Raw genomic sequence first — 22,904 nt, 5'->3', positions numbered from 1 at the left:
TTAGTGATGATGGAGCTTTGACTGCTCTTTTACACCTTACATCACTGGTCCCTTTTGCAGCGGAATGGTGGTCCCTATTCGGCGGAATATTCACAAACTATTGGACGATGTATCTGTCCGGCTGAAAAAGCTTAGCTATTCGGGTGATGGTAAGGTCGAATCCGATAGACATCCAACAAGTACTACCATTCATCCATTGTCCTTCCCTTGTATGACGACTAATTTCGCCCTAATTAATATCACCTAATATATTCTTTATGACAACCGGAAAAACAATTCTAATTGCATCCATCCTGTCGTTCAATTTCGCATTGAATGGTCATGCACAACAAGGAAGAGCTACCCTCGAAAAAATACATGAAGCGATCGTCCAATCAAACCGATTATACAGCCAGGGATTTGAGAAACATCAGGCTGCGCTTGTTGTAGAACGGTACAGTACCGATGGGGCGATCATGGCTCCCAACACCCAAGCCATCACCAGCCGCGAGGGTTTTCTGGCTTTTTTCAATGGTGGCTATGAACATGGAATCCGAAAGGTATATTTTCAAACCATCAAAGTATTTGGCTTTTCAGGCGACTTTGTGAATGAAGAGGGCCTTTACGAGCTGAAGGATGAGAAGGGACAAACTATAGACCGGGGTAAATATATAGTAGTCTGGAAAAAAACGAAACCAGGCTGGAAAATGTACCGGGATATTTTCAATACCGACGTTAAGGCTTCAAAAATAGGCCACGGCTTGAAACATTAAAATCGTCTGCTTACCTTTGGAGATATTACCAAAGGCATTTTAGCTTTTTTGAAATCGTAAGCAAATGAGCATGGCGACCTCAACTTCATAACTCAGTATCTGGCAATTGTTGTTGCTTGCTTAATCGGTATTGCTGTGGAGATAAGCCCTGGGTCTTTGAAAAAATTCTTGAGAAATAAGCTTGATCCGGGTAGCCTAATTCATGTGCAATATCTTTTACGGGGTTTAAAGTAGAAGACAACAATACTCTTGCTTCATTCATAATCATTTTTTGAATCCAATAGCTTACAGTGAACCCTGTTGAAGATTTGATGACCTGATTCAAATAGGGAACAGACAAGCTCAATGCATCTGCGTATTTGCCCGGTTTTCTTATCTTTTTGAAATTGTTTAACAGTAATTCCTTGAACTCGCGGGTTATTTCAGAAAAACGGCTGTGTTCACCTTGCAGCACTGAAGTTGCTATTGCATATTCTTCTGTGATCATACCCGAAATAACATCGGTCAACCCTTTCCTTACTGCGGTTTTGCAAAGTTTATAAATAGGATTCAAAAGCTCTTCGGCAAGAAAAGACATACATTGCGTAAATCGTTCTGCCTTTTTTTTCGATATGGATACCGCTTGATTCCCATAGTAATGTTCATTAAGTTTTAAGCGAAGAGCTTCTTGTAATAAGGAAGCGTTCACTGCCAATACCCAGGTATCTGTTTTCGACTCAACATGATAGCGTAACTGTCCCGGTAAAATAAAGAACACTGATCGGTCTTTCATTTCGATTAGTTTATCATCAACCATCAGGCTGAGATATCCCATTTTTTGAAATAAGAAAACATAGTCTGCATCACGGTGTGGCAAATTTACCGGATCAGCAGCTTCAACGTTCGTAAAATGACTTATATCTATTTCCGGCATTAGCATTTCTTCTAACACATTGCCTGGATTAAAACTTCTAACTTTCATGACTTGATATCTTTTTCGAGCTATTCCGACGGTGGCGGTAGGAGGCCATTAAAATTCCTTTAGTATTGCTGTCAAGAATGTGGACTGCAAAAATCACACTATTACTTTCCAGACAGCGGTTGTCTACGATTACAAGCTTTTCGGTGGTCTCAAAGCCCTCCGATTGTTAAAGACTTGTCCTGCACACACGCGATAGAATCGCCGTTCAGGACAAAATCGAAATCATAACCCCTTTCCTGGAGATTGATAATCAAATATTCAAATGCAGTACCATAAGATAATTAATTGAATATCAGTAAATTGAGTAATAAGTTATCTTTAAAACCTGCGAAATTCCGTTGAAATGATTTCGAAATTATTGATATGTAATCAATTATGTTGCGGATTTGGTGTAAAATTGGCGTAAGATGTAGCGTAGGATCCCGAACCTTTTAGTAAATTTTGATTTATCTTAACCTAATTAAAACATAATTGAAAAAGTTTAAAAATCAAAAAAAATGCTATATTTGGCTTAACAATTAGAGTAAACTTGCTATTTGCGTCATTCGTAGAGTAAGGATCTTTTTAAAATGTAAATTACTGATAATTAATATATTAGAGCGATGGTTCTGAACCCTAGCTCTCCGCTGAAAATACAAAGCCCTGTAAATCAAGTATTTACAGGGCTTTTTTAATTATATGTGTTGATATCGAACCTAGTTTTGAGAAAACGAAAACCCTCTAATTTCGCTAATTAGAGGGTTTTCGTTTTTAAAGTTTGTTAGAAAATAACAAAACTCGTATAAAATCGCAAAACTCATAAGCGTCTTTTGGAGCGTTTTTTAGCCCTAAAAATGACTCACCAAGTTCTGTTTTACAAAGCAAAAACTGATTAATAAAGTGTTCCTCATATCTCAATTAATACCCCTGAATTGAGATCTAAGGAATGTAAAATACCTGTTGTTTTAATTCAATATAACCTTTGACAGCTTTGCCGACATTTAAAAAGAACACATGTTAGAAAAAAGCTTCGGTTTGCTTTACTATTTAAAGCAAACCAAAAATCAAAAAAATGAAAACAGATATATTTATCTACGTATCACGGTAGACGGAGAGCGTCGGGAAATATCAACCAAAAGACAATGGATACCCGAACAGTGGAACACGCAATTAGGCAGGACAACTGGTATCAGCGAAGAAGCGAAAGAATTGAATTCTTATTTAGATTTGATTTCTGTTAAGGTTTATCGGGCGAAAACCAAACTACTGGAAAGTAATCAACCATTAACTGCCGACAACATTAAAGATGTATTGACTGGAAATAATGAAAAAAAGTATTTCATTGTAGAAGCCTTCATGCGCCATAATAAGCAAATGAAAGCTTTGGTAGGCAGAGAGATTGCTCCCGCCACATTAACCCGATACAGAACAGCCTGCGACCATGTACAAAACTTCATCAAATGGAAGTATAAAAAAGAAGACCTGGAGCTTAGGAGCTTAGGAGCTTAGATTACGAGTTTATCTCCCAATTTCTATTCTGGCTTAAAACGGAAAGAAATTGTGTAAATAACACTGCTGTCAAATACCTGGGGAATTTCAAAAAAATAGTCTTAGAGTGTAAACAAAAAGGGTTGCTAACCAAAGACCCGTTTTTGGGTTTTAGAACAAAACGAAATGAGGTGGTACCGATAGTCTTGACCGGGGATGAGCTGACCAGAATAAGGAATAAACAATTCGACACAAAAAGGCTAAACCATGTCCGGGACATATTTCTTTTTAGTTGCTATACCGGCTTAGCATATAGTGATGTTTACAAACTTCGCATTACTGATATAACGATTGGTATAGATGGCGATAAATGGATTATCACGACCAGGCAAAAAACTAATTCAAGCACAAGACTCCCATTGCTTCCAAATGCTCTCGCTATCCTTGATAAATACAAGGACTATCCCAAATGTTTAACCACAGGTACTCTCCTGCCCACCCTGAGTAATCAGAAAATGAATTCCTATTTAAAGGAGATTGCCGATGTGGCTGGTATAAATAAAAAGCTAACTTTTCATACCGCAAGACATACTTTTGCCACTACTATTACGCTTACTAATGGCGTACCAATGGAAACAGTGTCAAAAATGCTGGGACATAAGTCACTTAAACAAACACAGCACTATGCGAAAGTCCTTGACGTGAAAATCAGTAAGGATATGAAATTATTAAGAAGACGTCTGGAGCAGGTGTTAGCAGATTAAAACTTAGTAATGATTCGTTTAGTAAAAAAGGAAAGCGCAATCATGCACTTTCCTTTTTTACTCTCAACTGATCCAAACAGATGATTCAACTGTTACCTGTATCATACACTTGGAATTAATTTATTACCGCCTCTCCGAACCTCTACCCATAAACGCCTTACATATGTATGCAGCATCGTTGATATGGCTTTTGGAAATTATCTATGTTCGTAAACCTGCTTTTTGCGTCAATAGTAGAGTAATGAACACTAACAATTTAACTAACTGATTGTTAAATAAAAATACCGTAGTTTAGAACTCTCCCTCTCCTCTATCAATACACATCTACGATAATTGTATTTCAAAAAGGAAGTTCACCATCCTTAACTACATTGCAATAAATATCTACTAAGCCGCTCGAAATTAGCCGAGATTTGTCATTGAATTTAATATGATATTAAACAAATAACAATGGCAAAAACAATTTTTATAACCGGGGCATCCCGCGGCTTGAAATTAGGGGGTTTTTCATTTTTTAGATCCTTTAAAAACACGAAAAAACGCCCGAAATCGCAAAACTCTACAGCGTCATTCGTAGCGTCTTTTGCCCTGAAAAAAGACTCACCAAGCCCAGTTAGTCAAATTGAAATTACTGTTTGTTATCAGCTCAAGCCCGGAATTGGTGCAAATACCGAAATTGAAATTCTCTAAAATCTGAGACTGAACTTTATAAAGATCAAATTTGACGTTCGGATATAATATTTGGTTAAAAACCAAATCCATTTGGCCTATATATAATTTAGCGATGATTAATGGATCTAATTCAGATCGGATATATCCCTCTGCGATTCCTTTGATCAGAAGGTTTTCCAAACAACTGGTTAAAAATTCCGACTTAAAGCGCTGAACGACCAACCAGGAATCTGTGTAATATCTTTCAAGATCTTGAATCAGTATCGGGTTGATCTTTGCGAATATCTCCAGGGTAAGTCTCTCCATAGCGATCAGTTGATCAATCATATTTTTTGATCGGGAAATATGTAGATCCAATTGCTGTTGCTCGGCTAATATCCTCCCATAAACCCAGGTGTAAATGAGTTTTTCTTTAACGGAATAGTGCTGGTAGATGGTTTTTTTAGAGATTCCAAGATGTTTGGCGATATCGTCCATTGTAACGGCCCTGATACCTGCTTTCAGGAAAAGGTCCTCACAACCATCTATGATGCGTTCTTTAGAGATCATTGATTCATATTGATTTAAGTGGTTACAAACCCTGTCCAAAGCTGCCGAGCATCCTAAAAACAGCTGCTGTTAAAAACACCACTACCCAAAATCCAGACTGAAGGTCAGCTCCCTGTCCAAAAAAACATGAATCTTTCCCCATGATCGTTTCAAATGTTTAAGCATTGCACTATCGAAAGAAACTTTGGTTGACGTGATTAGATTATTTCGTTTTTATGCCGGCAAAATCTCCCCCCTGATCGATAAAGTTATGCCATTGATTGCCTCATAAAGGATTTCATGGTCAATAGCGGAACTTGCTCCTCTATGAATGATATGAAGCGCTATCAACCCATGAATGACAGACCAATAGGTGTAAAACTTCATCCGGACTTCTTCTTCGGGGACCGAAACTTTGGGGTATAAACTTCGGATGACCGGCGTCATCAGCTTTTGAACCAGGTCAGATTCCGGTATATTATCAGTTCCAGGGCAGCAGTTTACATTGATACCATACATGAGCTGATAAATGGACTGATTGGAAAAAGCAAATTCCCAGTAAGCTTTCCACATGGCAGCGATCTGGCTTTGCGCATCTTCCTGTATTAGTCCCGCATGCTCCATCAGCTGTGCCAGTTTTAGATAACCTTTACGGGCAAGTTCCTGAAAAATGGCCTCCTTCTTATTGAAATATTCATATATCATTGGCGGGGTATAATCTATCTGTTCTGCCAGCTTGCGCATGGTCAAAGCATCACAGCCCTCACTCTGTATAATGCACGTCGCCTTATCTAAAATATTGCGCCTGGTATTTTCTTTCAGGCGCAATATCCGTTCTTTACTTCCCATATGAGTTAACATCCGGTTTTGTATTCTGCCGGAAATCCCCATCTAATTTCCTTAAAATATACTTCCGGTTACATGGCACAATTGCGCTGAAATATGTCCAAATTGCTTGGGGCTACCACCTTACTGCTTCCATCCGCCGCCTAATGCCCGATAAAGGTTGACGATGGCCTGCAGTTCCTGCAAGCGGTCATTTACACTGCTTAACTGGGCCGCTAACAAACTTTGTTCAGAGGTTAATACGTCTGTATAGTTGGTGGCTGAGCTATACCGCAATAACTCTTTGGTATATTCGACGGATTTCTCTAAAGCCTGCAACTGTTGCGTGCGGGAACTTTGCTTTTCCACGGCATTTTGGTAGGAATACAAGGCGTTTGACACTTCCTGCCCTGCGGTTAACAGGGATTGCTGTAAGCCATAATAGGCTTCCCGTTGCTGTGCTTGTGCCGTTCTTAACCGGGATTTATTTTGCCCTTTATTGAAGATGGGTTGGGTGATCCCGCCAATGAAATTATAGAAAATGGAATTGTCAAAAAAGTTCTTTAACTGCAGCGTTGATAATCCGCCCTGTGCAGTTATCGTTAATTGAGGGTAAAAGTAGGTACGTGCCAGGTTGGTATTTTCAAAGGCGCTTCTGAAAGCGAATTCTGCCTGTTGTACATCCGGCCGGTTTTTTAATAGCTGTGACGGGACGCCGATCCTAAGGTCGTTTATGGCTTTTTGATCGGTCAACGATGTGCGTTTAATATTTCCCGGTGCCCTGGCCAGTAAAATACTCATGGCGTTCTCCGTTTCCCGTATACTTTGTTTCAGATCTGGTATAGTCACTTCGGCAGCATAACGGTTAGCTTCGCTTTGTACCACTGCCGCGCCATTCACTATTGCGCCTTCTTTTAAGGCTTTTACTGTTTCCACATCCTTGATCCTGATCTCTAAAGTTTGCCTGGTAATGGCTAATTGTTGATCCAGTGCCAACAGGTTATAATAGGTATTGGCAATATTTGCGATAAGCTGTGTTTGTACCGCTCTTTTTGCTGCATCGCTTTGTAACAGGTTGGCTAATGCTGATCGTTTAGCACTACTCAGTTTGCCCCATACATCTGCCTCCCAGCTGGTACTTAATGCTCCCTGGTAAGTAGTGGTTTTTAAGTTAAACGAATTCACAAATTCCGGCGGGAAGTTTAAGCTGGCAGCCGAGGTTTTCGAACGGGTAGCGGTAAGGCTTCCGTCCAGGCTGGGCAAAAATGCCGCTTTGGTTTGGCCAAGGGTTGCCCGCGCTTCGTTAATGCGCTGCACAGCGGTTTTTAGATCCAGGTTTTCCTGAATCCCTTCATTGATAAGATTAACCAGCACTGTGTCAGAAAATAAAGTCTGCACAGGCAGGTTAGCCAGCGATGTGGTGTCCGTTATGGTAGAATCACGGTATAGTTTGTCGGTGCTTAACGCAGGCGGTTGGTACTTTTTAGTCACACAGGCCGCAAATAGCACTGTAGTAACCAGCGCCAGGCAAACTTGCTTTTTATGAGTATGGATCATTTTATGCTGATTTGTCAAATTTTAAATTTTGTGTCGATATGATTAGGCTTGCTGAGACATTACAGGTTCATCTATTGCCGGCTTGCCGGATACCCTTTCTTGTAAGGATTGAAAAATGATGAACAGGATAGGAATTACGAAAACCCCGAATATGGTACCGATGAGCATACCGCCTACAGCGCCTGTACCGATCGATTTATTACCGGATGCGCCTGCGCCGGATGCCAGCATTAGCGGCATCAGTCCAAATATGAAGGCGAAAGAGGTCATTAATATCGGACGCAAACGTGCTACTGATCCGTCAATTGCCGCCTGTAGGATGGTTTCGCCCTGTCGTCTGCGCATTACGGCAAACTCCACGATCAGAATTGCGTTTTTAGCTAATAAGCCGATTAACATGATCAGCGTGATCTGCAGGTAGATGTTGTTTTCTATTCCGAAGATCTTGGCGAAGATGAATGCTCCTGCAAGGCCTATTGGCAAAGATAAAAGTACCGCGAATGGTAGAATATAGCTTTCGTATTGTGCGCTTAGCAAGAAATAAACGAATACCAGACAAAGTATAAAGATGAAAATAGTCTGGCTGCCGCTGGCCAACTCTTCACGCGAGAGGCCGGAGAATTCATATCCGTAACCGGCAGGTAAGGTTTGTGCAGCTACTTCCTTAATCGCTTTCAGCGCATCACCGGAACTGAAACCTGGTTTAGGTGCACCCGTCACAGTAATAGAAGTAAACAAGTTGAAACGACTGATCGATTCAGGCCCGTACACTTTTTTGAGCGTTACGAACTCTGATATTGGCGCCATGGTGTTGTTGGCATTGCGCACATATATATTGTTCAGGCTTTGTGTGGTTCCGCGGTAAGCTGTGTCTGCCTGGATCATTACCCGGTATTGTTTACCAAACTCATTAAAGTTCGAAGCGTATAAACCACCGTAGTATCCCTGGAGGGTACCCAATACCGAATTGACCGTGATACCGGCATCCTTACATTTGGCCACATTTACATCTACCAGGTACTGCGGAAAATTGGTATTGAAAAAGGTGGAAGCATACTGGATTTCCGGGCGCTTACTTAAAGCAGCCAGGAACTTGGTATTCACATCAGAAAATTTGCTGATATCACCGCCGGTGTGGTCCTGTACCTGGAACTCGAAGCCTCCGCTATTACCGAAACCCTGTAAGGTAGGCGGGGCAAAGAACAAGATCGTAGCACCCTTAATAGCCCCGGTACTTCCGAATAATTTACCAATTACCCCGGTCACATCCGATCCTTTGGCGGATCGTTTATCCCATGGTTTTAATTTGATCAGCACCAATCCATATGAGCCGCCGGCACCGCTAAGGATACCTTGTCCTGCTACCCTTACCACCGATTCTACTTCGGGCATTGAACGCACGATGCCGGTTACCTGATCTACAATGGCAGTGGTGCGTTCTAAAGATGATGCGGGTGGCAGCGATATATCTCCAATTATAAAGCCTTGATCCTCATTAGGTACGAAGGCGGATGGGGTGGTTTTGATCAGGAACCAAAATACCAAAGCAAAAATGGCAATGCCTGCTACCGCGATCCATTTCTTGGCGGCTAAGAACCCTACGGACTTTTTATACTTCCCGGTTACGGCGTCAAATCCGGTATTAAAAGCCATATAAAACCGTTGTACAAACCCGGTCTTATGGTGTTCGCCTTCCGGATGTGGCTTTAATAGCAATGCACACAAGGCCGGGCTCAGGGTTAATGCGTTCACTGCGGATATTAAAATTGCGATGGCCAATGTTAAACCGAATTGTTTATAAAACACCCCGGTGGAGCCGGTAATGAAAGATACCGGTATGAAAACAGCTGCCATTACGAGGGTGATCGAGATGATTGCTCCGCTGATATCATTCATGGCGCTGATGGTCGCTTCTTTACCGGATTTAGCTCCCCCATCAAGTTTAGCGTGTACAGCTTCTACGACCACAATGGCATCATCTACCACGATACCGATAGCCAGCACCATTGCAAAGAGCGTTAACAGGTTGATCGTGAACCCAAACAACTGCAAAAAGAAGAAAGTACCGATGATGGCTACGGGAACAGCAATTGCCGGGATTAACGTAGACCGGAAATCCTGTAAGAAAATGAATACCACAATAAATACAAGCACAAAGGCTTCTATTAAGGTATGGATCACCTTGGCGATAGATTCGTCTAAGAAGTCGTTGGCACTAAATATTGTGGTGTTGGTTATGCCTGAGGGATAGGTCTTGGCCGCAGCTGCTAAAGTTTCTTCAACGTTCTTGATCAACTCATGCGCATTAGAGCCGGCAGATTGATAAATAGCGATACCAATAGCCGGTTTGCCGTTCATCAGCGAAGTGCTGGCATAACTTTGGGCACCTAACTCAATACGCGCAATATCTTTTAAACGTAAAAGCTGCCCTTTATCAGCCGAGCGTACCACGATGTTTTCAAACTCTGCCTGGCTTTTTAAGCGTCCTTTGTATTTTAACACATATTGAAAGGATTGCCCGCTGTTTTCGCCTATTTTACCCGGAGCGGCTTCTATGTTTTGTTCGGCAAGCGCATTGTTTACGTCGTCAGGTATCAGGCCGTAAGTAGCCATCACATCCGGCTTTAGCCAGATGCGCATGGAGTAATCGTTCAAACCAAAAGCTGTAGCCTCACCAACACCGTTGATACGCTTGACCTGAGGGATCAGGTTGATGTTGGCATAGTTCTGCAAAAAGGTCTGATCGTAGGCTTTATTATCGCTGGCGAGGGTGAATACCATCACCATACTGCTTTGCTGCTTACTGGTGGTTACTCCTGCCCTGGTCACTTCGGCGGGTAATAAACTATTGGCTTTTGACGCGCGGTTCTGCACATTTACTGCGGCAAGATCCGGGTCTGTTCCTTGTTTAAAATAAACGGTGATGGCTGCTGTACCATCATTACTGGCTTTAGAAGTCATGTAGGTCATGTTCTCTACACCGTTGATCTGCTCTTCCAGGGGCACGATCACACTATTCATCACCACTTCGGCATTAGCGCCCTGATAAGAAGCCGAAACCATCACAGTAGGCGGTGCAATATCAGGGTATTGCGAGATAGGTAAGCTGGTTAACCCCAGTACCCCGAGAATAACGATAATCACCGATATAACAGTAGAGAGTACCGGCTTTTCAATAAATGTACGTAACATAGTTTTTATGTTGAACCCAGCCCAGAAATCAAATTTCCCGGTCGGTGTTTGTTGTGAAAATTATTTAAGGTCCTTGTAAATGGTTTCGCTGCTTTGCGCTTCGGCTTTGATCACTGCGCCATCCCGCAGGCTTGATGCCCCATCCAGTACGATCGTATCACCATTTTTCAGGCCGTCGGTTACGACGTAAAACTGACCGGTAGCCATGTCCATGATCTGGATCTCTGTATTTTTCACCGCCCCTTTCTCACCCACCACATATACAAAATGTTTACCCTGTAATTCATAACTGGCTTTTTGAGGGATCAAAACTGCATCTTTAACGGACTGCGGTATCCGTACAGTCGCGCTTCCACCACTGCGGATCAGCCCTACAGGATTTGGGAATGTGGCCCTATAACTTGCCGAGCCGGTTTCGGTGTTGATGAGACCGCTTATTGTTTCAACTCGACCTTTTTCCAGGTAGGCGCTACCGTCTGACAGGATCAGCGAAACCGGCGGTGTATTTTTTAATTTCTGTTCAAGGGTAGCGCCCTTAACGGTACGGGAGAAATCCAGCAATTGCTTTTCGTTAAGCGCAAAGTAGGCATATACCTGACCGATATTGGATACGGTGGTCAGCGGCTGCGCAGTGGTCGCCGTGATCAGGCTTCCTAATTTATAGGGTATGGTGCCAACAACACCATTCACAGGGCTCGTGATAGTAGTATAACCCAGGTTGGTTTTAGCGTTTGCCAGGCTGGCCCGTGCTTGTGCTAGCACCGCCTTGCGGGCTTTAAGCGTATTTTGAGCAGACTCCAGTTCGTAATGGCTGATGATATCTTTTTCAACCAATGGCCGGGTCTTGTTGACCTGCAATTCCGCGGTACTCACATCTGCTTCTGCGCTGCTGATGGCAGCTGCGGAGTTGTTCACTTCCTGGGCATATTGCGGTGCACTTAACCGAAACAGCAACTGTCCTTTTTTGACCACGCTGCCTTCATCGATATAGATGTGATCGATATATCCATCAATTTTTGGCCGGATCTCGATATTTTGTTGCCCCTGCAAAGTGGCCGGATAGTCACTGTTCAGCGTTGCGCTTTGCGGCGTAATTTTGAAAACCGGATAGCTTTGCGCGGGCGGCGGAGCTCCTGCCGCTGCAGCGGCATCTTTATCTTTTTGACCGCCACAAGCGGATAACAGCACGACGGCCGTAAATGCGGTAAGTTGGAATAGTGTTTTTTTCATAAAAATGGATGGACGATTATTGGAAAGGATATGAAGGATTGGTATCATTACTGGTTCTTTTGTTTGACGTTTTTGTTAAGGGTATTTCAAATTTTTAGCGCAAAATGAGCTTACAGATCATCATTTTTCGCTCCAGTATCAAGGCGTTGAAGCTTTCAATACTGAGATCAAAGATTTTTTTATAAAGGGGGCCCATAACCAATGGGTAGGCCATTAGCGAAAAAAGATTCATCATGAAATGGATCGGATTCATAGGTTCTATCCGTCCGGCATCCATTTCAGCTTTGATCTGCAATAGGAATTTTTCTATTTTTTTTGAATTGTTTTCGAAGCTCAGCTTACAGGTATGACAATTTATTTCTGTAATCAGAAATGTCTCCTGGTAAGGGAAAGCGGTGGTTTCTGTCAGGAACACATCTATAAAATTTTCAATCTTTTTGTTAAAAGGCAGATCGGAATCCATTACAACATCCAGGCGATGGGTTAAACCTTGTATAGCCTCCTGGAATACTTTATCTATCAATATATCTTTTGAGCGGAAATAATAATTCAGGAGCGTACGGCTTACCCCGGCAGCATCGGCGATGTCCTGGGTTCCTGCATGAAGTTTTCCTTCGGCGAAAAATATGTGTTTTGCAGTATCTTTGATCAATTGTTCAGCACCGGTATCCCTGGCAGCCATAAACGAGCTTTTATGATCACGATACCTTATTGTATCATGATGCTGCAAAGTTGCCTTACCAAAGCGTCAAACAACATGTATAAAGGAGGCTGCGATATGTCTAAAAGGAGTATAATTCAGTAATTTGGTAACGGAAAAGTCACTTATTTAAATTATTAGCAACTATTAACCCGAATTAACTTCAATTTCATAACTATCAGTTATTCTTCTGGAAGGTCAAACGCCCCGTCTCTGGGACTTATAGAAGTTAAATAACGGTCTATAGACAAGGGCCCGGATCCGATCACAACAAAAAGCATGAGTAAAGACAGTACCAGCACGGATAGCCAGAGTTCAGAATTAAAGTAAGCGTTGAGGATATTAACGAAGAACACGGCACCAAACACGATCGGGATCTGGATTAAAGCCGCTACGCGTGTAACCAATCCGAGAAAAATAAACAAACCGCCGATCATGTGTGCCAGCGTTACGTAATAGATCAATATCGTGATCATCTCATCCGACAGATTAATGGCACGTGTCCGAACGATGACGTCCCTTAAAAATGGGAAGTGGTATAGAAAAACTATACCCTTGATCAATAAGAATATGCCTAATAACATTCTGATCAGATCGAGAATTTTAGGATGGTGAGCATCACCCCAGCTTTGAAATTTTTGAAAGGTTTTCATAACAATACGATTAAAGAGGCTACCGGAAAGCATGCCCATCCATTGGATAGCTTCCGGTAATGAAATTTAATCAAACGTAAGGCTGATTGTTTCTGGCAGGAATGCCATTAAGGAGACATAATATGTCTATTTTGCCTCTTTGAGTGCTAACTCAGGAAGTTTTCCGGTATTGGCTCGGACTCTTACCGGATTGCATTTTGAAATATTTGCTAAAAAAGAACTGATCGCTGAAATGAAGCTCTTCAGCAATTTGTGCAATGGTCAACTCCAGGTTATCAAGTAATATTTTGGCTTCCAGTATAACCATTTCATGAATAAAATCTCCGGCCGTCTTGCCGCTAACTTCTTTGACTGTCTTTGATAAGTATTTAGGAGAAATGTTAAGCATTGCGGCATAGCTGTGCACGCTCCGGTATACCTTGAAATGCTTCGGCAACAAGCGTAAGAAACGAAAGGTCAGATCTTCTTGCCGGGTTCCTCTAACTTCTTTGATTGATTCCTGCTTTTTATAAAGGGAGCTTATTTCATAAATGAAGCCGGTAAAGATGTGCAGTAACACATCCTCCTGATAAGCCTGTCCGTTAGGTTGGTCTAATTTCAGGTTTAATAAATTTAACAGGTCCAGCAGGATTGCCATTTCATTATTATTCGTATTTAACAGCGGATTGACCATAGAAGACAGGAATTCAAAAGCATCGACGTTCTTATTTTGAATACTGGAACCTAAGAGGTATTCCGAAGTGAACATAATAGATGTTACAGAACAGCCGGGAGGTACCTTAATGAACTGCCGAACTACATGAGGTTGCAGCATGAGCACATTGCCTTGCCTCGCCGTATATTCAATGACATTGAGTTTAACCTTAAATTCCCCTTCGGTTATGATCAGAAATGAAAAATGATCGGACCTGAATGGATATAAAATTGAAAATTCTGCCTGATTCCATACGGTCGAGATCACATGTAAGCCCTGATGCGAATTGACTGCGCCAAGCTGCGCAAGTACTTGTTCAATGGTATGGATTTGGACTGGTGATAGCATCATTTAAATTATATAAATAGATTTTACATTTAGCGATCTTTCATTTAATGATCAATAACCATCAAACGTTTGCTAAATAATCTGTCCAGAAAGGCTGTGAATACACTAAGCATAGTCATAGTTCATTATAAAAATGAATAGCTATTCTCATTTTAGTCATTCATAAAGTACTCTATGCGCTTGTCACAAAGTTACCTACAAAAAACTTTCTTTGGCATAGTGCTTTTCAAAAAGAAAGTGGAATCACTAACTACCTGTTAAATGGTTGCTATAACGAACATAAAGAAATTCTATAGCGGTCAACCAAGTTTGAGCATCCAACAAAATTCAATTAAACCTGACTATTGACTATAATCGTCTATACTTTATTGATCTCCATCATGACTTTGTTTAGATCTTCCCGGATTATCTTCTTTGTTGGATCATGCATTTTCTTGGCGTAGGTCCGCTGTAAATTTTCTAATAAACGACAGTGGATGTTTTTAGTTATTGGTAACAATTAAATCTACTTCTATATTGCCACGGGTTGCATTGGAATATGGACACACCTGATGGGCTTTTTCTACCAGCTCTTTTGCCTGTTCTATGTCCAATCGAGGGATATTCACGGCCAATGTTACTGCCAGGACAAATCCGCCATCATCATTTGGTCCAATACTAACTTTTGCCGTTACGGTTGTTTCTCCCGTTTTAGTTCCGGACTGTTTCACGACAAGGTTCAATGCGCTATCAAAACAGGCAGCATAGCCGGCTGCAAACAATTGTTCGGGATTGGTGTAGTCATCGTTTGCTCCACCCATCGCTTTTGGTAGCCTTACTTCAATATCCAATACGCCGTTATCACTTTTTACGTGTCCGTTACGACCACCTGTTACAGTTACTTCTGTACTATACAATGCTTTCATTTTTTTTAAATTTATTGATTATTTACTTGACTAGAATTTTATTGACTATTTTTTTTAGATGAAGCAATCGCCTTCCGAAAACCCACGGCTTACTACTATTAAGTTTGTTGCAAAATGTGGGTTATAACTAACAGTTTGAATTATAATTTATGGCAAATCGAAACATAAAAAAACTCAACCCATAGCAAAAGCCCAGCTTGTGGCTTATTGTTCAAGCTGGGCTTTTGCCAAAAAAACATTTGAAACGTGTCCTGTATTAACGGGTGATATATCCACCATCTATAACCAACTCTTCTCCGGTTACAAATTTTGACTCATCCGATGCTAGATAAAGTACTCCATATGCTATGTCCTCAGGAGTGCCTATATGTGGAGGAAGAGGTACGCCGCCCCCAAAGGTTGCCAGAGCAGTATTGAAATCAAAGCCTGCCTTTTCCATAATAGGTGTGAAAATCGGACCGGGATGGACGGTGTTTACACGGATGTTGTCAGCTGCAAATTTTTGAGCAGCGTGTTTAGATATTGACCGCACCGCACCTTTGGAGGCACTGTATCCTGCTGCTCCCCCATCAGCCCCATCTCCGCCAAGAAATGCAGCAATGGAAGATATATTTACAATAGAGCCCAGACCATTATTGAGCATATGTGGAATTACTTTCTGCATCCCCAAAAAGACACCGGTTGCATTAACCGTCATAACCTTGTTCCATTGGTCCAGACTTGTGTCAAGGATACCACGTGGTATGTTGATTCCGGCATTGTTTACTAATATATCTATCTTGCCGAATTTTGCTATCGTCTGCTCTACAACACTGTTCCACTCATCTTCTGAACCTACGTTTAGTAATAACGGTAGCAAATTTTCGCTAGCGTTGAATTGCCCCATCTCCTTTTCAAGTAGATCCTTTTGAATATCAGTGGCTACCACCTTGGCACCTTCTACAAGGAACAATTTCACAGTGGAAAGCCCCATACCTCCGGCAGCACCAGTTACAATAGCTACCTTGTCTTTTAATCGTCCCATATAATTTATATTTTTAAAATTAGGGTAAAATTAGCGCAAGCAAATCTATGCTTGCTTATCCGTCACTTGAAACTAATTGTCCATTTATGGAATTTGCACAGATGAAATGGTAATTCTGAAAAGAGAGGGAGATTTTCCCGTTTGTTTTTTAAAATATTTACTAAACGATTGGATACTGCCAAATGCCATCATTTCTGCGATTTCGCCTATGGTATTATCCGAGTAAGATAACAGGGCTTTGCACTCCGACAGGACTTTGTTGTTAATAATTTCAAAAGGGGTTTGGTTGCACAACTTTTTAATTATTTTATGAAGATAATTACGGCTTACGTTCAGTTTTTCAGCATAAAATTCAAGTCCTCTCTGATTAGCATAATTTAAAACCACAAGCTTTTTAAACTCGTTATTGATCTGTACTTCCCTGGCAGTTGATTCATACACAACTGGTTTGTATTTGTCTAAAAGAAAATCGGATTCATTAATTAGCGCCAGAAGAATATTTTTAGCAGAATACATCCAACGATCTGTTTTTGTTTCAGAAGCATCTAAAAATTCGATGGTTTTGCCAAAGAGCGAGCTCATTTTAGCATGGTCAGAATCAGATAAGGTAATGTGAGAGCCAAATTGACTTCTGAGAAAAGAATGTGGCACAATTGATAAAAAACTCTCAGAAAGAGAATCAACAAATTTTCTTGTAAAAAGCACAAACGCTCCTTTTGTTTCAGGGGCTATTTCCAATATTTTCAAGGTCTGATCTGGCCGATAAACAAGCAGGGAACTTGAATTTATATGAAACTTATTGTTGTCAATTTCAATCTGCATACCGCCCGAATCGAGAAGTCCATAAGAATAATAGTCTGGCTTCATTATAAAAGGCTCAAACACTTCTGATATATCCGTAGTATATAAAAAGTCTTCGGAAATATCCCAATCTAGCTTTCTAAACGTTATGATGTTTTTGATGGAATAACTGTTCATAATTTTAATGTTCAAAAAATTAAATATTTTTGCGTAACTCCCAATTTACAGTATAACCTATCCATCCACTATTGCTAATACCTCGAACCTTTATCTGTTGTGGTATTATCCATCTGTTCTTTCATAATCTAATTTTTTCACCATATCTTCTATCAAAAAATCCATCCAATTTATCACATCAAAATGGTAATGTCAGTATCTGCGTTCAATTGAAACTCAAAATGCTAACCACAGCTTCCTTAAATTAATTACACATCGAATCACTCAATTAAAAGACTGTTTAAATTCTAGCGGTGTCATCAATGTTTTCTTTTTGAATAGCTTATTGAAAGACTGCGGATATTCAAAACCCAATTGGTAGGCAATTTCATTTACCGATAAGTTGGTTGCAGTAAGCAGTTCTTTTGCCTGTTCAATAAGATAATTATGCAGGTGTTGCTGTGTGGTCTGCCCAGTAAGATTTTTAAGCATATCGTTCAGATAATTGGCAGATACAAAAAGATGGTCAGCAAAATACTGAACCGTCGGCAGTCCTGCTGTTTCAGTTTTGTCTTCGTTAAAATATTCTTTTAGAATTGCTTCAAATCTTATCAGTAAATCTCCGGATACTTTTTTTCTGGTATTAAATTGACGGGCATAAAACCGGTTACAGTAGCTAAGTAAGAGGTCTATGTGCCCAATTAAAACATCCTGGGTGTGGCTATCTATTCTTTCTACAATTTCCCTTTGTAGATTTTGCATTATACCTGCAATAATTTCGTCTTCGGCTTCTGAAAGATGCAAAGCTTCATTGGTAGCATAGTCGAAAAAACCGTATTCATTTATTTTTTTTGCCAATGGATAACCGTGAAGAAAATCGGGATGAATAACCAACATCCAACCTTCTACTTTTACCGAACTGGTTTCTTCTATCGAAAATTGTTGTTTAGGTGCATAAAAACTCATCGTACCATTATCAAAATCATAATACTGTTGTCCATATTTTACCTTTGCATCAAAATTCTTTTTCAAATTAATCGTGTAGAAATTATAGACAATCGTCATCATTTCTTCGGCGACAAAAGAATTAATATCATCAAGATTTACCACACTTACCAAAGGGTGTGTTGGTTTTTTGATATTCAGGAAGTGATGAAGTTCTGAAACAGAGTTTAGAAAATATGGGTTGCTATTTTTCATTATATATAATTATAAAAAACAGCGGATATTCGATGAACTCATCCGCTGTTTTGAATGTTACAAATTAACGCCTTTCATCATTTGTTCATCATATCGGTTTCCTGTATCTGTTCCTAATGGAATGATTTCTTCCAGACGGCTCATATCTTTTGCCGAAAGTTCAATATCTGTAGCTGCTATGTTTTGCTCCACATATTTTACACGTTTTGTACCTGGGATGGGTAGATGGCCTTTAGCAATAACCCAAGCTAAAGCTAATTGGGAAGGTGTTATTTCCTTTTCTTTAGCTATTTTTTCAATTTCATTAAGTAGTTCCAAATTCTTCTGAAATTGCTCACCTTGAAAACGTGGATAATACCTTCTGTTATCATCCGCTGGCATATCATCGAGGCTTTTAATCTCTCCTGTAATAAATCCTCTGCCTAGTGGTGAGTATGCAACTAAACCAATTCCCAATTCGTTCAAGGTATCCACAATCCCCAATTCTTCAATTTGTCTTTCAAATAACGAGTACTCAGACTGCACAGCCGTAAGTGGGTGAATTTCATGTGCTTTTCTGATGGTTTCAGAACCTACTTCCGAAAGACCTATATATTTTACTTTTCCTTCTTTTACTAATTCGCCCATTGCATCTACGGTCTCTTCAATTGGTGTGTTGATGTCCAATCGATGCAGATAATACAAGTCAATATAATCTGTGCCAAGGTTTTTTAATGAACGTTCTACAGCTTTTTTTACATAATTTTTACTGCCATTAAATGCTCCAGTTGCTTGGTCGTTATCGTCAATTTCAAAACCGAATTTTGTGGCTATTATGTATTTTTCCCTGTTTCCCCGAATGGCTTTTTCAATTAGTTGTTCGTTTAGGAAAGAGCCATAGATGTCTGCCGTGTCTAAAAAATTGCCGCCCAATTCTAATGAACGATGAATGGTAGCAATTGCTTCATTTTCGTCTGCTTTTCCGTAGACATCTCCTCTGAAACCTGTTGTCATACCCATACAACCAAGACCTAATGCAGGAACGATTAATCCCTGACTTCCTAATTTTACTTTTTTGATATTGCTCATAATTTTTTTGTCTTAATTTATAACAAAGTGACATCGAGCTATTTTTACATTTCCTTTTAAAATCTAAAAAGAACTTTACCAATCTTCTTTGCCTCTGTTATTGTTTTAATGGGCTCCTTATTATCCTCAAGTGGATAAGTAGCCGCCACTTCCATTTTAAATTCAGGTGCACCAATAATTCTATAAGTGATCGAATCATTTCCTGCCTTTGCCCCGGCGTTTTTACTGTTTAAATAATCCCTTAATCCAAACCCAGTAATAGTCAAGCTTTTGTAAAGTACATCGCCATTATGAAACTGTACGGGGTCGGCACTTAATTTGCTGTAAATTACAAGCTTTCCCCAATGTTACAGGCACTTTAAACTTCCGTACCTATTTTACCGCCTACGGCATCCAATGCTGCATTTACGTCCTTGCCAACAGTCAATTGCATTACGCTTTCTACTAAATATCTGTAGCCAAATTGATTACTTTGGCACCATAAGTAGTTAAGGTTTCGATGCCTTTTGCATCCCTTACTGTAGCTATTACATTGATGTTGCGTAGCTTTTAAAATTGTATCAATAGTTTTGAAACGATGGAATTTCCCGCTGTAAGTAGCAGCCAATCGCCTGCTTTTACATCTGCACGTTCAAGAAGGCCCCACGCAGTAATAGGGCTTACGGCAACCTGACTTGCCTTGTCAAACGCCCCCCCCCGAGGCAACACAATTACATCTTCCTGAGGTATAGATGCGTATTCAGCCCAGGCATTTTTGCTAAAAAAAGCAACCATAGTACCAATCTCCAAGTCATTAATGTTTCAGTGAAGTGTATAGCATAAACCATATCGTTATTTTTATATTATTGGTCAATGATTTTTAGGTTTACGCCTTTCATACTTTCTGCATCATATCTTGCGCAACTCCACTCTTCGGTTCCGAACCAGAAACGGTCGATGCGCTCGACGTAGACAGTGTCACCGTCCCCTTTTATCCAACCTCGTCATAGCCTTCGGTTATGTCACATGGAGTCCATCGCCATCATGAAGCGTGTGGTGCTTGATGCCAGCCTAAGCGGTAGGGCTTTCTGATAAGTCTCTGATGCCACAAACGCCTCGTAATCTTCTCTCGATTTGAACTTGAACAACATCAGATGGTCGGCGGGCTGTGTGCCTTCGTAGATCTTGGGGTGGCCATCTACCGAGAGGGCCTCAAGCTCGAAGCCCGCGTCCGTGAATTCCTGCATTGCCTTCCCCGCGAGTTCCGCATACTTTCCGTAGCCGACGTGATCGTGAATTTCGACAGCACCGACAATATAAATACCAAGACCGATTGCAGGAACTACTAATCCCTGACTTCCCAATTTTACTTTTTTGATATTGTTCATATATGCATTTATTTTAATTTATAACAAAGTTATGTTGGGTAAACTGATTAAAAGTGTCCAAATCACTTGATGTTGTATCCAAATGAGAGTTGTACTTCTCTATATTGAATTGGCAAAGCATAATCAAGAGGACGGAACGGCAAAATTCATCCACCGCAGCTGCAGATTGTTGTAGAAACCATTTCTATATTCCGATTTCCGTTTGCTCGTTTGAAACATTCATTTTTAGTTATTTTTTAAAAAATAAGGACGTGCCATTTCATCAGCGGTCGCAAGATTTTCTGCACGTTTGCTGATGTCTGCTTTTTGCAATGCGGCTTTTAATGTTTCTTTATCTACATCTTGAGCATAAGATGCTTCGCCCGCTTGTTGTCGCCACGATTCTGAAAGCGAACCACCATCGATGGCATCGAAGCCAATTTCATCAATGAGTTTCATCACAACTTCTTTTTGTTCATCATCATTTCCTGCCACTGATAATGCAATTCTATTTGAATTTCCTGCTGATAAAGCTTTTTCGGCCAAACTCTGTGCACCGATATGATTAAAGGCTTTTATCACAGAATGACCAATCACTTTCGTAGTCCATTCACTGTCCGTCAATCCGTTTTCTATCTCTGTAATTTTTCCGTCACGGGAAGGATAATAATTTCCTGTATCCAAAATAATGGCTTTCGAAATAGACAAAATATCTCTCGGTAATTTTGCCAATGCGTTTTGTGGAATTGAAATGACGACAAGGTCTTTTGCACTTGCAGCAGCTTCAACAGATACTGGATTCGCACCGGTTTTTGTCGCAATTTCGATTAATGTATCTGGTCCTCGTGAGTTTGCGATGGCAACTTGATGACTTAATTTTGTTAAATATCCGGCAAGCGTGCTTCCAATATTTCCGGTTCCAATTATTCCTATTTCCATAATGTAATTTTTTAAAAAAATTTTGAAAAGAATTAGACTGGCCAAGCATATTAAAAGTGTACAGATGTTGTATCCATTATTAAAGCGTAGCCATATCTATAACAAAGCGGTAAAGAACGTCACCTTTTTCCATACGAACGAAGGCTTCGTTAATGTCTTTAATGTCTATCAATTCTATTTCCGCAACAATATTATTTTCGGCACAGAAATCAAGCATTTCTTGTATCTCTGCAGGCCCACCTGTACCAGAACCGGTTATGGATTTATTCCCTACCACCACAGCGAAAGAGGATATTACCCAAGGTTTTGGTGGCAAGCCAACATTGATATAAGTACCATTTGTTCTTAGTGCTGCCAGATAAGGGTTGATGTCATGATCCTGGGCAACGGTGTCCAAAATAAAATCGAACGTGTGGAATATGGATTTCATCTGGTCTTCATCTTTTGACACCACAAAATGGTGCGCACCTAATTTTTTTGCAGCTTCTTCCTTGTTCGGGGACGTGCTGATTACGGTAACTTCCGCACCTAGCGCGACAGCAAATTTCACACCCATATGGCCTAAACCGCCCAATCCTACAACTGCCAGCTTGTGTCCTTTGCCTACTTTCCATTTACGCAGTGGCGACCACGTGGTAATACCGGCACACAGTAATGGTGCTACACCGGGTAAGTCCAGTTTTTCGGAAACGTGGAAAGTGAAATCTTCATTTACAACAATCGTATCAGAATAGCCTCCATAAGTCGGTTTGCCATCTTTGCCCACGCTGTTATAAGTGTAAACCGGCTCTACCTGACAAAACTGTTCATGTCCGGTTTTGCAATCTTCGCAGGTTCTGCAACAATCAACCATAGTGCCTACTGCTGCCAAATCGCCAACTTTGAATTTTTTGACGTGGCTTCCCACGCCAATTATTTTACCGGCAATTTCGTGTCCGGGTACAAGTGGGAAAATCGCATCGCCCCAATGACCGGTAATCTGGTGCAGGTCGGAATGGCAAACGCCAGTGTACAATATCTGAACCTGCACATCATGAGTTCCTAATTCCCGTCTTTCAAATTCCCAAGGTGCTAATTTTTCATTCGCACGTTGTGCGGCATATCCTTTTGCTGGTATCATAT

The 22,904-nt window shown here is 40.7% G+C and carries 21 protein-coding genes and 1 pseudogene; 4 read left to right on the top strand and 18 right to left on the bottom strand.

The features are described from left to right. The first annotated feature begins 257 nt into the window (after nt 1-257). A complete protein-coding gene (locus tag M2273_RS30675; protein WP_429402214.1) occupies nt 258-752 on the top strand; it encodes a hypothetical protein in 495 nt (164 codons plus the stop codon). 85 nt (nt 753-837) lie between these two features. Here M2273_RS30675 and M2273_RS30670 read toward each other — a convergent pair whose 3' ends face one another. Further along, entirely contained in the window at nt 838-1,713 is an 876-nt protein-coding gene (locus M2273_RS30670; RefSeq protein WP_429402212.1) for a helix-turn-helix domain-containing protein, read from the bottom strand. Nucleotides 1,714-2,706: 993 nt separating this feature from the next. Here M2273_RS30670 and M2273_RS30665 point away from each other — a divergent pair. The 3 genes and pseudogenes from M2273_RS30665 to M2273_RS30655 all read left to right on the top strand — a co-directional run bounded on the left by M2273_RS30665 (nt 2,707) and on the right by M2273_RS30655 (nt 3,944). Further along, the gene (locus M2273_RS30665) at nt 2,707-3,201 is read left to right on the top strand and encodes an Arm DNA-binding domain-containing protein (protein ID WP_429402211.1); all 495 of its coding nucleotides are present in this window, start codon (nt 2,707-2,709) and stop codon (nt 3,199-3,201) included. Between the two features lie 11 nt (nt 3,202-3,212). Continuing rightward, a pseudogene (locus tag M2273_RS30660) lies at nt 3,213-3,287 on the top strand (hypothetical protein); the annotation flags it as partial. Nucleotides 3,288-3,323: 36 nt separating this feature from the next. After that, complete coding sequence (locus tag M2273_RS30655; protein ID WP_429402209.1) at nt 3,324-3,944, top strand: site-specific integrase; 621 nt, start codon at nt 3,324-3,326, stop codon at nt 3,942-3,944. Between the two features lie 600 nt (nt 3,945-4,544). On the opposite strand, the gene M2273_RS30650 is transcribed toward M2273_RS30655, so the two are convergent. The 17 genes from M2273_RS30650 to M2273_RS30570 form a co-directional block, all read right to left on the bottom strand. Next, nucleotides 4,545-5,165 carry a TetR/AcrR family transcriptional regulator gene (locus tag M2273_RS30650; protein ID WP_429402207.1) on the bottom strand — a complete coding sequence of 207 codons (621 nt, stop codon included), beginning with the start codon at nt 5,163-5,165 and terminating at the stop codon, nt 4,545-4,547. Between the two features lie 213 nt (nt 5,166-5,378). Further along, nucleotides 5,379-5,993: a TetR/AcrR family transcriptional regulator gene (locus M2273_RS30645; protein ID WP_429402205.1), complete on the bottom strand. Its 615-nt coding sequence runs from the start codon at nt 5,991-5,993 to the stop codon at nt 5,379-5,381. A 120-nt stretch (nt 5,994-6,113) separates the two neighbouring features. Continuing rightward, on the bottom strand, nt 6,114-7,526 hold the full coding sequence (locus M2273_RS30640; RefSeq protein ID WP_429402203.1) for an efflux transporter outer membrane subunit: 1,413 nt from the start codon (nt 7,524-7,526) through the stop codon (nt 6,114-6,116). Between the two features lie 42 nt (nt 7,527-7,568). After that, entirely contained in the window at nt 7,569-10,718 is a 3,150-nt protein-coding gene (locus tag M2273_RS30635; protein WP_429402201.1) for an efflux RND transporter permease subunit, read from the bottom strand. A gap of 60 nt (nt 10,719-10,778) precedes the next feature. Beyond that, nucleotides 10,779-11,948: an efflux RND transporter periplasmic adaptor subunit gene (locus M2273_RS30630; protein ID WP_429402199.1), complete on the bottom strand. Its 1,170-nt coding sequence runs from the start codon at nt 11,946-11,948 to the stop codon at nt 10,779-10,781. 94 nt (nt 11,949-12,042) lie between these two features. Then, a complete protein-coding gene (locus tag M2273_RS30625) occupies nt 12,043-12,630 on the bottom strand; it encodes a TetR/AcrR family transcriptional regulator (RefSeq protein WP_429402197.1) in 588 nt (195 codons plus the stop codon). 200 nt (nt 12,631-12,830) lie between these two features. Further along, nucleotides 12,831-13,301, bottom strand: coding sequence for a DoxX family protein (locus tag M2273_RS30620; RefSeq protein ID WP_429402195.1), 471 nt, complete (start codon nt 13,299-13,301; stop codon nt 12,831-12,833). A gap of 151 nt (nt 13,302-13,452) precedes the next feature. Next, nucleotides 13,453-14,346 carry a helix-turn-helix domain-containing protein gene (locus tag M2273_RS30615; RefSeq protein WP_429402193.1) on the bottom strand — a complete coding sequence of 298 codons (894 nt, stop codon included), beginning with the start codon at nt 14,344-14,346 and terminating at the stop codon, nt 13,453-13,455. Nucleotides 14,347-14,825: 479 nt separating this feature from the next. Then, nucleotides 14,826-15,248 carry an organic hydroperoxide resistance protein gene (locus M2273_RS30610; RefSeq protein ID WP_429402192.1) on the bottom strand — a complete coding sequence of 141 codons (423 nt, stop codon included), beginning with the start codon at nt 15,246-15,248 and terminating at the stop codon, nt 14,826-14,828. Between the two features lie 256 nt (nt 15,249-15,504). Continuing rightward, entirely contained in the window at nt 15,505-16,272 is a 768-nt protein-coding gene (locus M2273_RS30605; RefSeq protein WP_429402190.1) for an SDR family NAD(P)-dependent oxidoreductase, read from the bottom strand. Nucleotides 16,273-16,356: 84 nt separating this feature from the next. Beyond that, nucleotides 16,357-17,250, bottom strand: coding sequence for a helix-turn-helix domain-containing protein (locus tag M2273_RS30600; RefSeq protein ID WP_429402188.1), 894 nt, complete (start codon nt 17,248-17,250; stop codon nt 16,357-16,359). 264 nt (nt 17,251-17,514) lie between these two features. Next, nucleotides 17,515-18,429: a helix-turn-helix domain-containing protein gene (locus M2273_RS30595; protein ID WP_429402186.1), complete on the bottom strand. Its 915-nt coding sequence runs from the start codon at nt 18,427-18,429 to the stop codon at nt 17,515-17,517. 57 nt (nt 18,430-18,486) lie between these two features. Beyond that, nucleotides 18,487-19,497 (bottom strand): aldo/keto reductase, encoded by a 1,011-nt coding sequence (locus M2273_RS30590; RefSeq protein WP_429402184.1) that lies wholly within the window; start codon nt 19,495-19,497, stop codon nt 18,487-18,489. A gap of 549 nt (nt 19,498-20,046) precedes the next feature. Continuing rightward, entirely contained in the window at nt 20,047-20,286 is a 240-nt protein-coding gene (locus M2273_RS30585) for a hypothetical protein (protein ID WP_429402183.1), read from the bottom strand. Between the two features lie 212 nt (nt 20,287-20,498). After that, nucleotides 20,499-20,864 carry a DUF1330 domain-containing protein gene (locus tag M2273_RS30580; RefSeq protein ID WP_429402181.1) on the bottom strand — a complete coding sequence of 122 codons (366 nt, stop codon included), beginning with the start codon at nt 20,862-20,864 and terminating at the stop codon, nt 20,499-20,501. A gap of 225 nt (nt 20,865-21,089) precedes the next feature. Then, the gene (locus tag M2273_RS30575) at nt 21,090-21,782 is read right to left on the bottom strand and encodes an NADPH-dependent F420 reductase (protein ID WP_429402179.1); all 693 of its coding nucleotides are present in this window, start codon (nt 21,780-21,782) and stop codon (nt 21,090-21,092) included. 79 nt (nt 21,783-21,861) lie between these two features. Beyond that, nucleotides 21,862-22,902: an NAD(P)-dependent alcohol dehydrogenase gene (locus M2273_RS30570; protein WP_429402177.1), complete on the bottom strand. Its 1,041-nt coding sequence runs from the start codon at nt 22,900-22,902 to the stop codon at nt 21,862-21,864. Nucleotides 22,903-22,904 lie beyond the last annotated feature (2 nt).

Source organism: Mucilaginibacter lappiensis (assembly GCF_050433765.1).
GTDB lineage: Bacteria > Bacteroidota > Bacteroidia > Sphingobacteriales > Sphingobacteriaceae > Mucilaginibacter > Mucilaginibacter lappiensis_A.
This window is presented reverse-complemented; position numbering and strand designations above follow the sequence as displayed.

Coding starts and splice junctions, on each gene's coding strand:
- M2273_RS30580 (WP_429402181.1), bottom strand. CDS start 20,864: ATGAACAATATCAAAAAAGTAAAATTGGGAAGTCAGGGATTAGTAGTT.
- M2273_RS30615 (WP_429402193.1), bottom strand. CDS start 14,346: ATGATGCTATCACCAGTCCAAATCCATACCATTGAACAAGTACTTGCG.
- M2273_RS30575 (WP_429402179.1), bottom strand. CDS start 21,782: ATGGAAATAGGAATAATTGGAACCGGAAATATTGGAAGCACGCTTGCC.
- M2273_RS30670 (WP_429402212.1), bottom strand. CDS start 1,713: ATGAAAGTTAGAAGTTTTAATCCAGGCAATGTGTTAGAAGAAATGCTA.
- M2273_RS30610 (WP_429402192.1), bottom strand. CDS start 15,248: ATGAAAGCATTGTATAGTACAGAAGTAACTGTAACAGGTGGTCGTAAC.
- M2273_RS30640 (WP_429402203.1), bottom strand. CDS start 7,526: ATGATCCATACTCATAAAAAGCAAGTTTGCCTGGCGCTGGTTACTACA.
- M2273_RS30630 (WP_429402199.1), bottom strand. CDS start 11,948: ATGAAAAAAACACTATTCCAACTTACCGCATTTACGGCCGTCGTGCTG.
- M2273_RS30600 (WP_429402188.1), bottom strand. CDS start 17,250: ATGAACAGTTATTCCATCAAAAACATCATAACGTTTAGAAAGCTAGAT.
- M2273_RS30645 (WP_429402205.1), bottom strand. CDS start 5,993: ATGGGAAGTAAAGAACGGATATTGCGCCTGAAAGAAAATACCAGGCGC.
- M2273_RS30675 (WP_429402214.1), top strand. CDS start 258: ATGACAACCGGAAAAACAATTCTAATTGCATCCATCCTGTCGTTCAAT.
- M2273_RS30665 (WP_429402211.1), top strand. CDS start 2,707: ATGTTAGAAAAAAGCTTCGGTTTGCTTTACTATTTAAAGCAAACCAAA.
- M2273_RS30650 (WP_429402207.1), bottom strand. CDS start 5,165: ATGATCTCTAAAGAACGCATCATAGATGGTTGTGAGGACCTTTTCCTG.
- M2273_RS30595 (WP_429402186.1), bottom strand. CDS start 18,429: ATGAAAAATAGCAACCCATATTTTCTAAACTCTGTTTCAGAACTTCAT.
- M2273_RS30570 (WP_429402177.1), bottom strand. CDS start 22,902: ATGATACCAGCAAAAGGATATGCCGCACAACGTGCGAATGAAAAATTA.
- M2273_RS30620 (WP_429402195.1), bottom strand. CDS start 13,301: ATGAAAACCTTTCAAAAATTTCAAAGCTGGGGTGATGCTCACCATCCT.
- M2273_RS30635 (WP_429402201.1), bottom strand. CDS start 10,718: ATGTTACGTACATTTATTGAAAAGCCGGTACTCTCTACTGTTATATCG.
- M2273_RS30625 (WP_429402197.1), bottom strand. CDS start 12,630: ATGGCTGCCAGGGATACCGGTGCTGAACAATTGATCAAAGATACTGCA.
- M2273_RS30590 (WP_429402184.1), bottom strand. CDS start 19,497: ATGAGCAATATCAAAAAAGTAAAATTAGGAAGTCAGGGATTAATCGTT.
- M2273_RS30605 (WP_429402190.1), bottom strand. CDS start 16,272: ATGGGACGATTAAAAGACAAGGTAGCTATTGTAACTGGTGCTGCCGGA.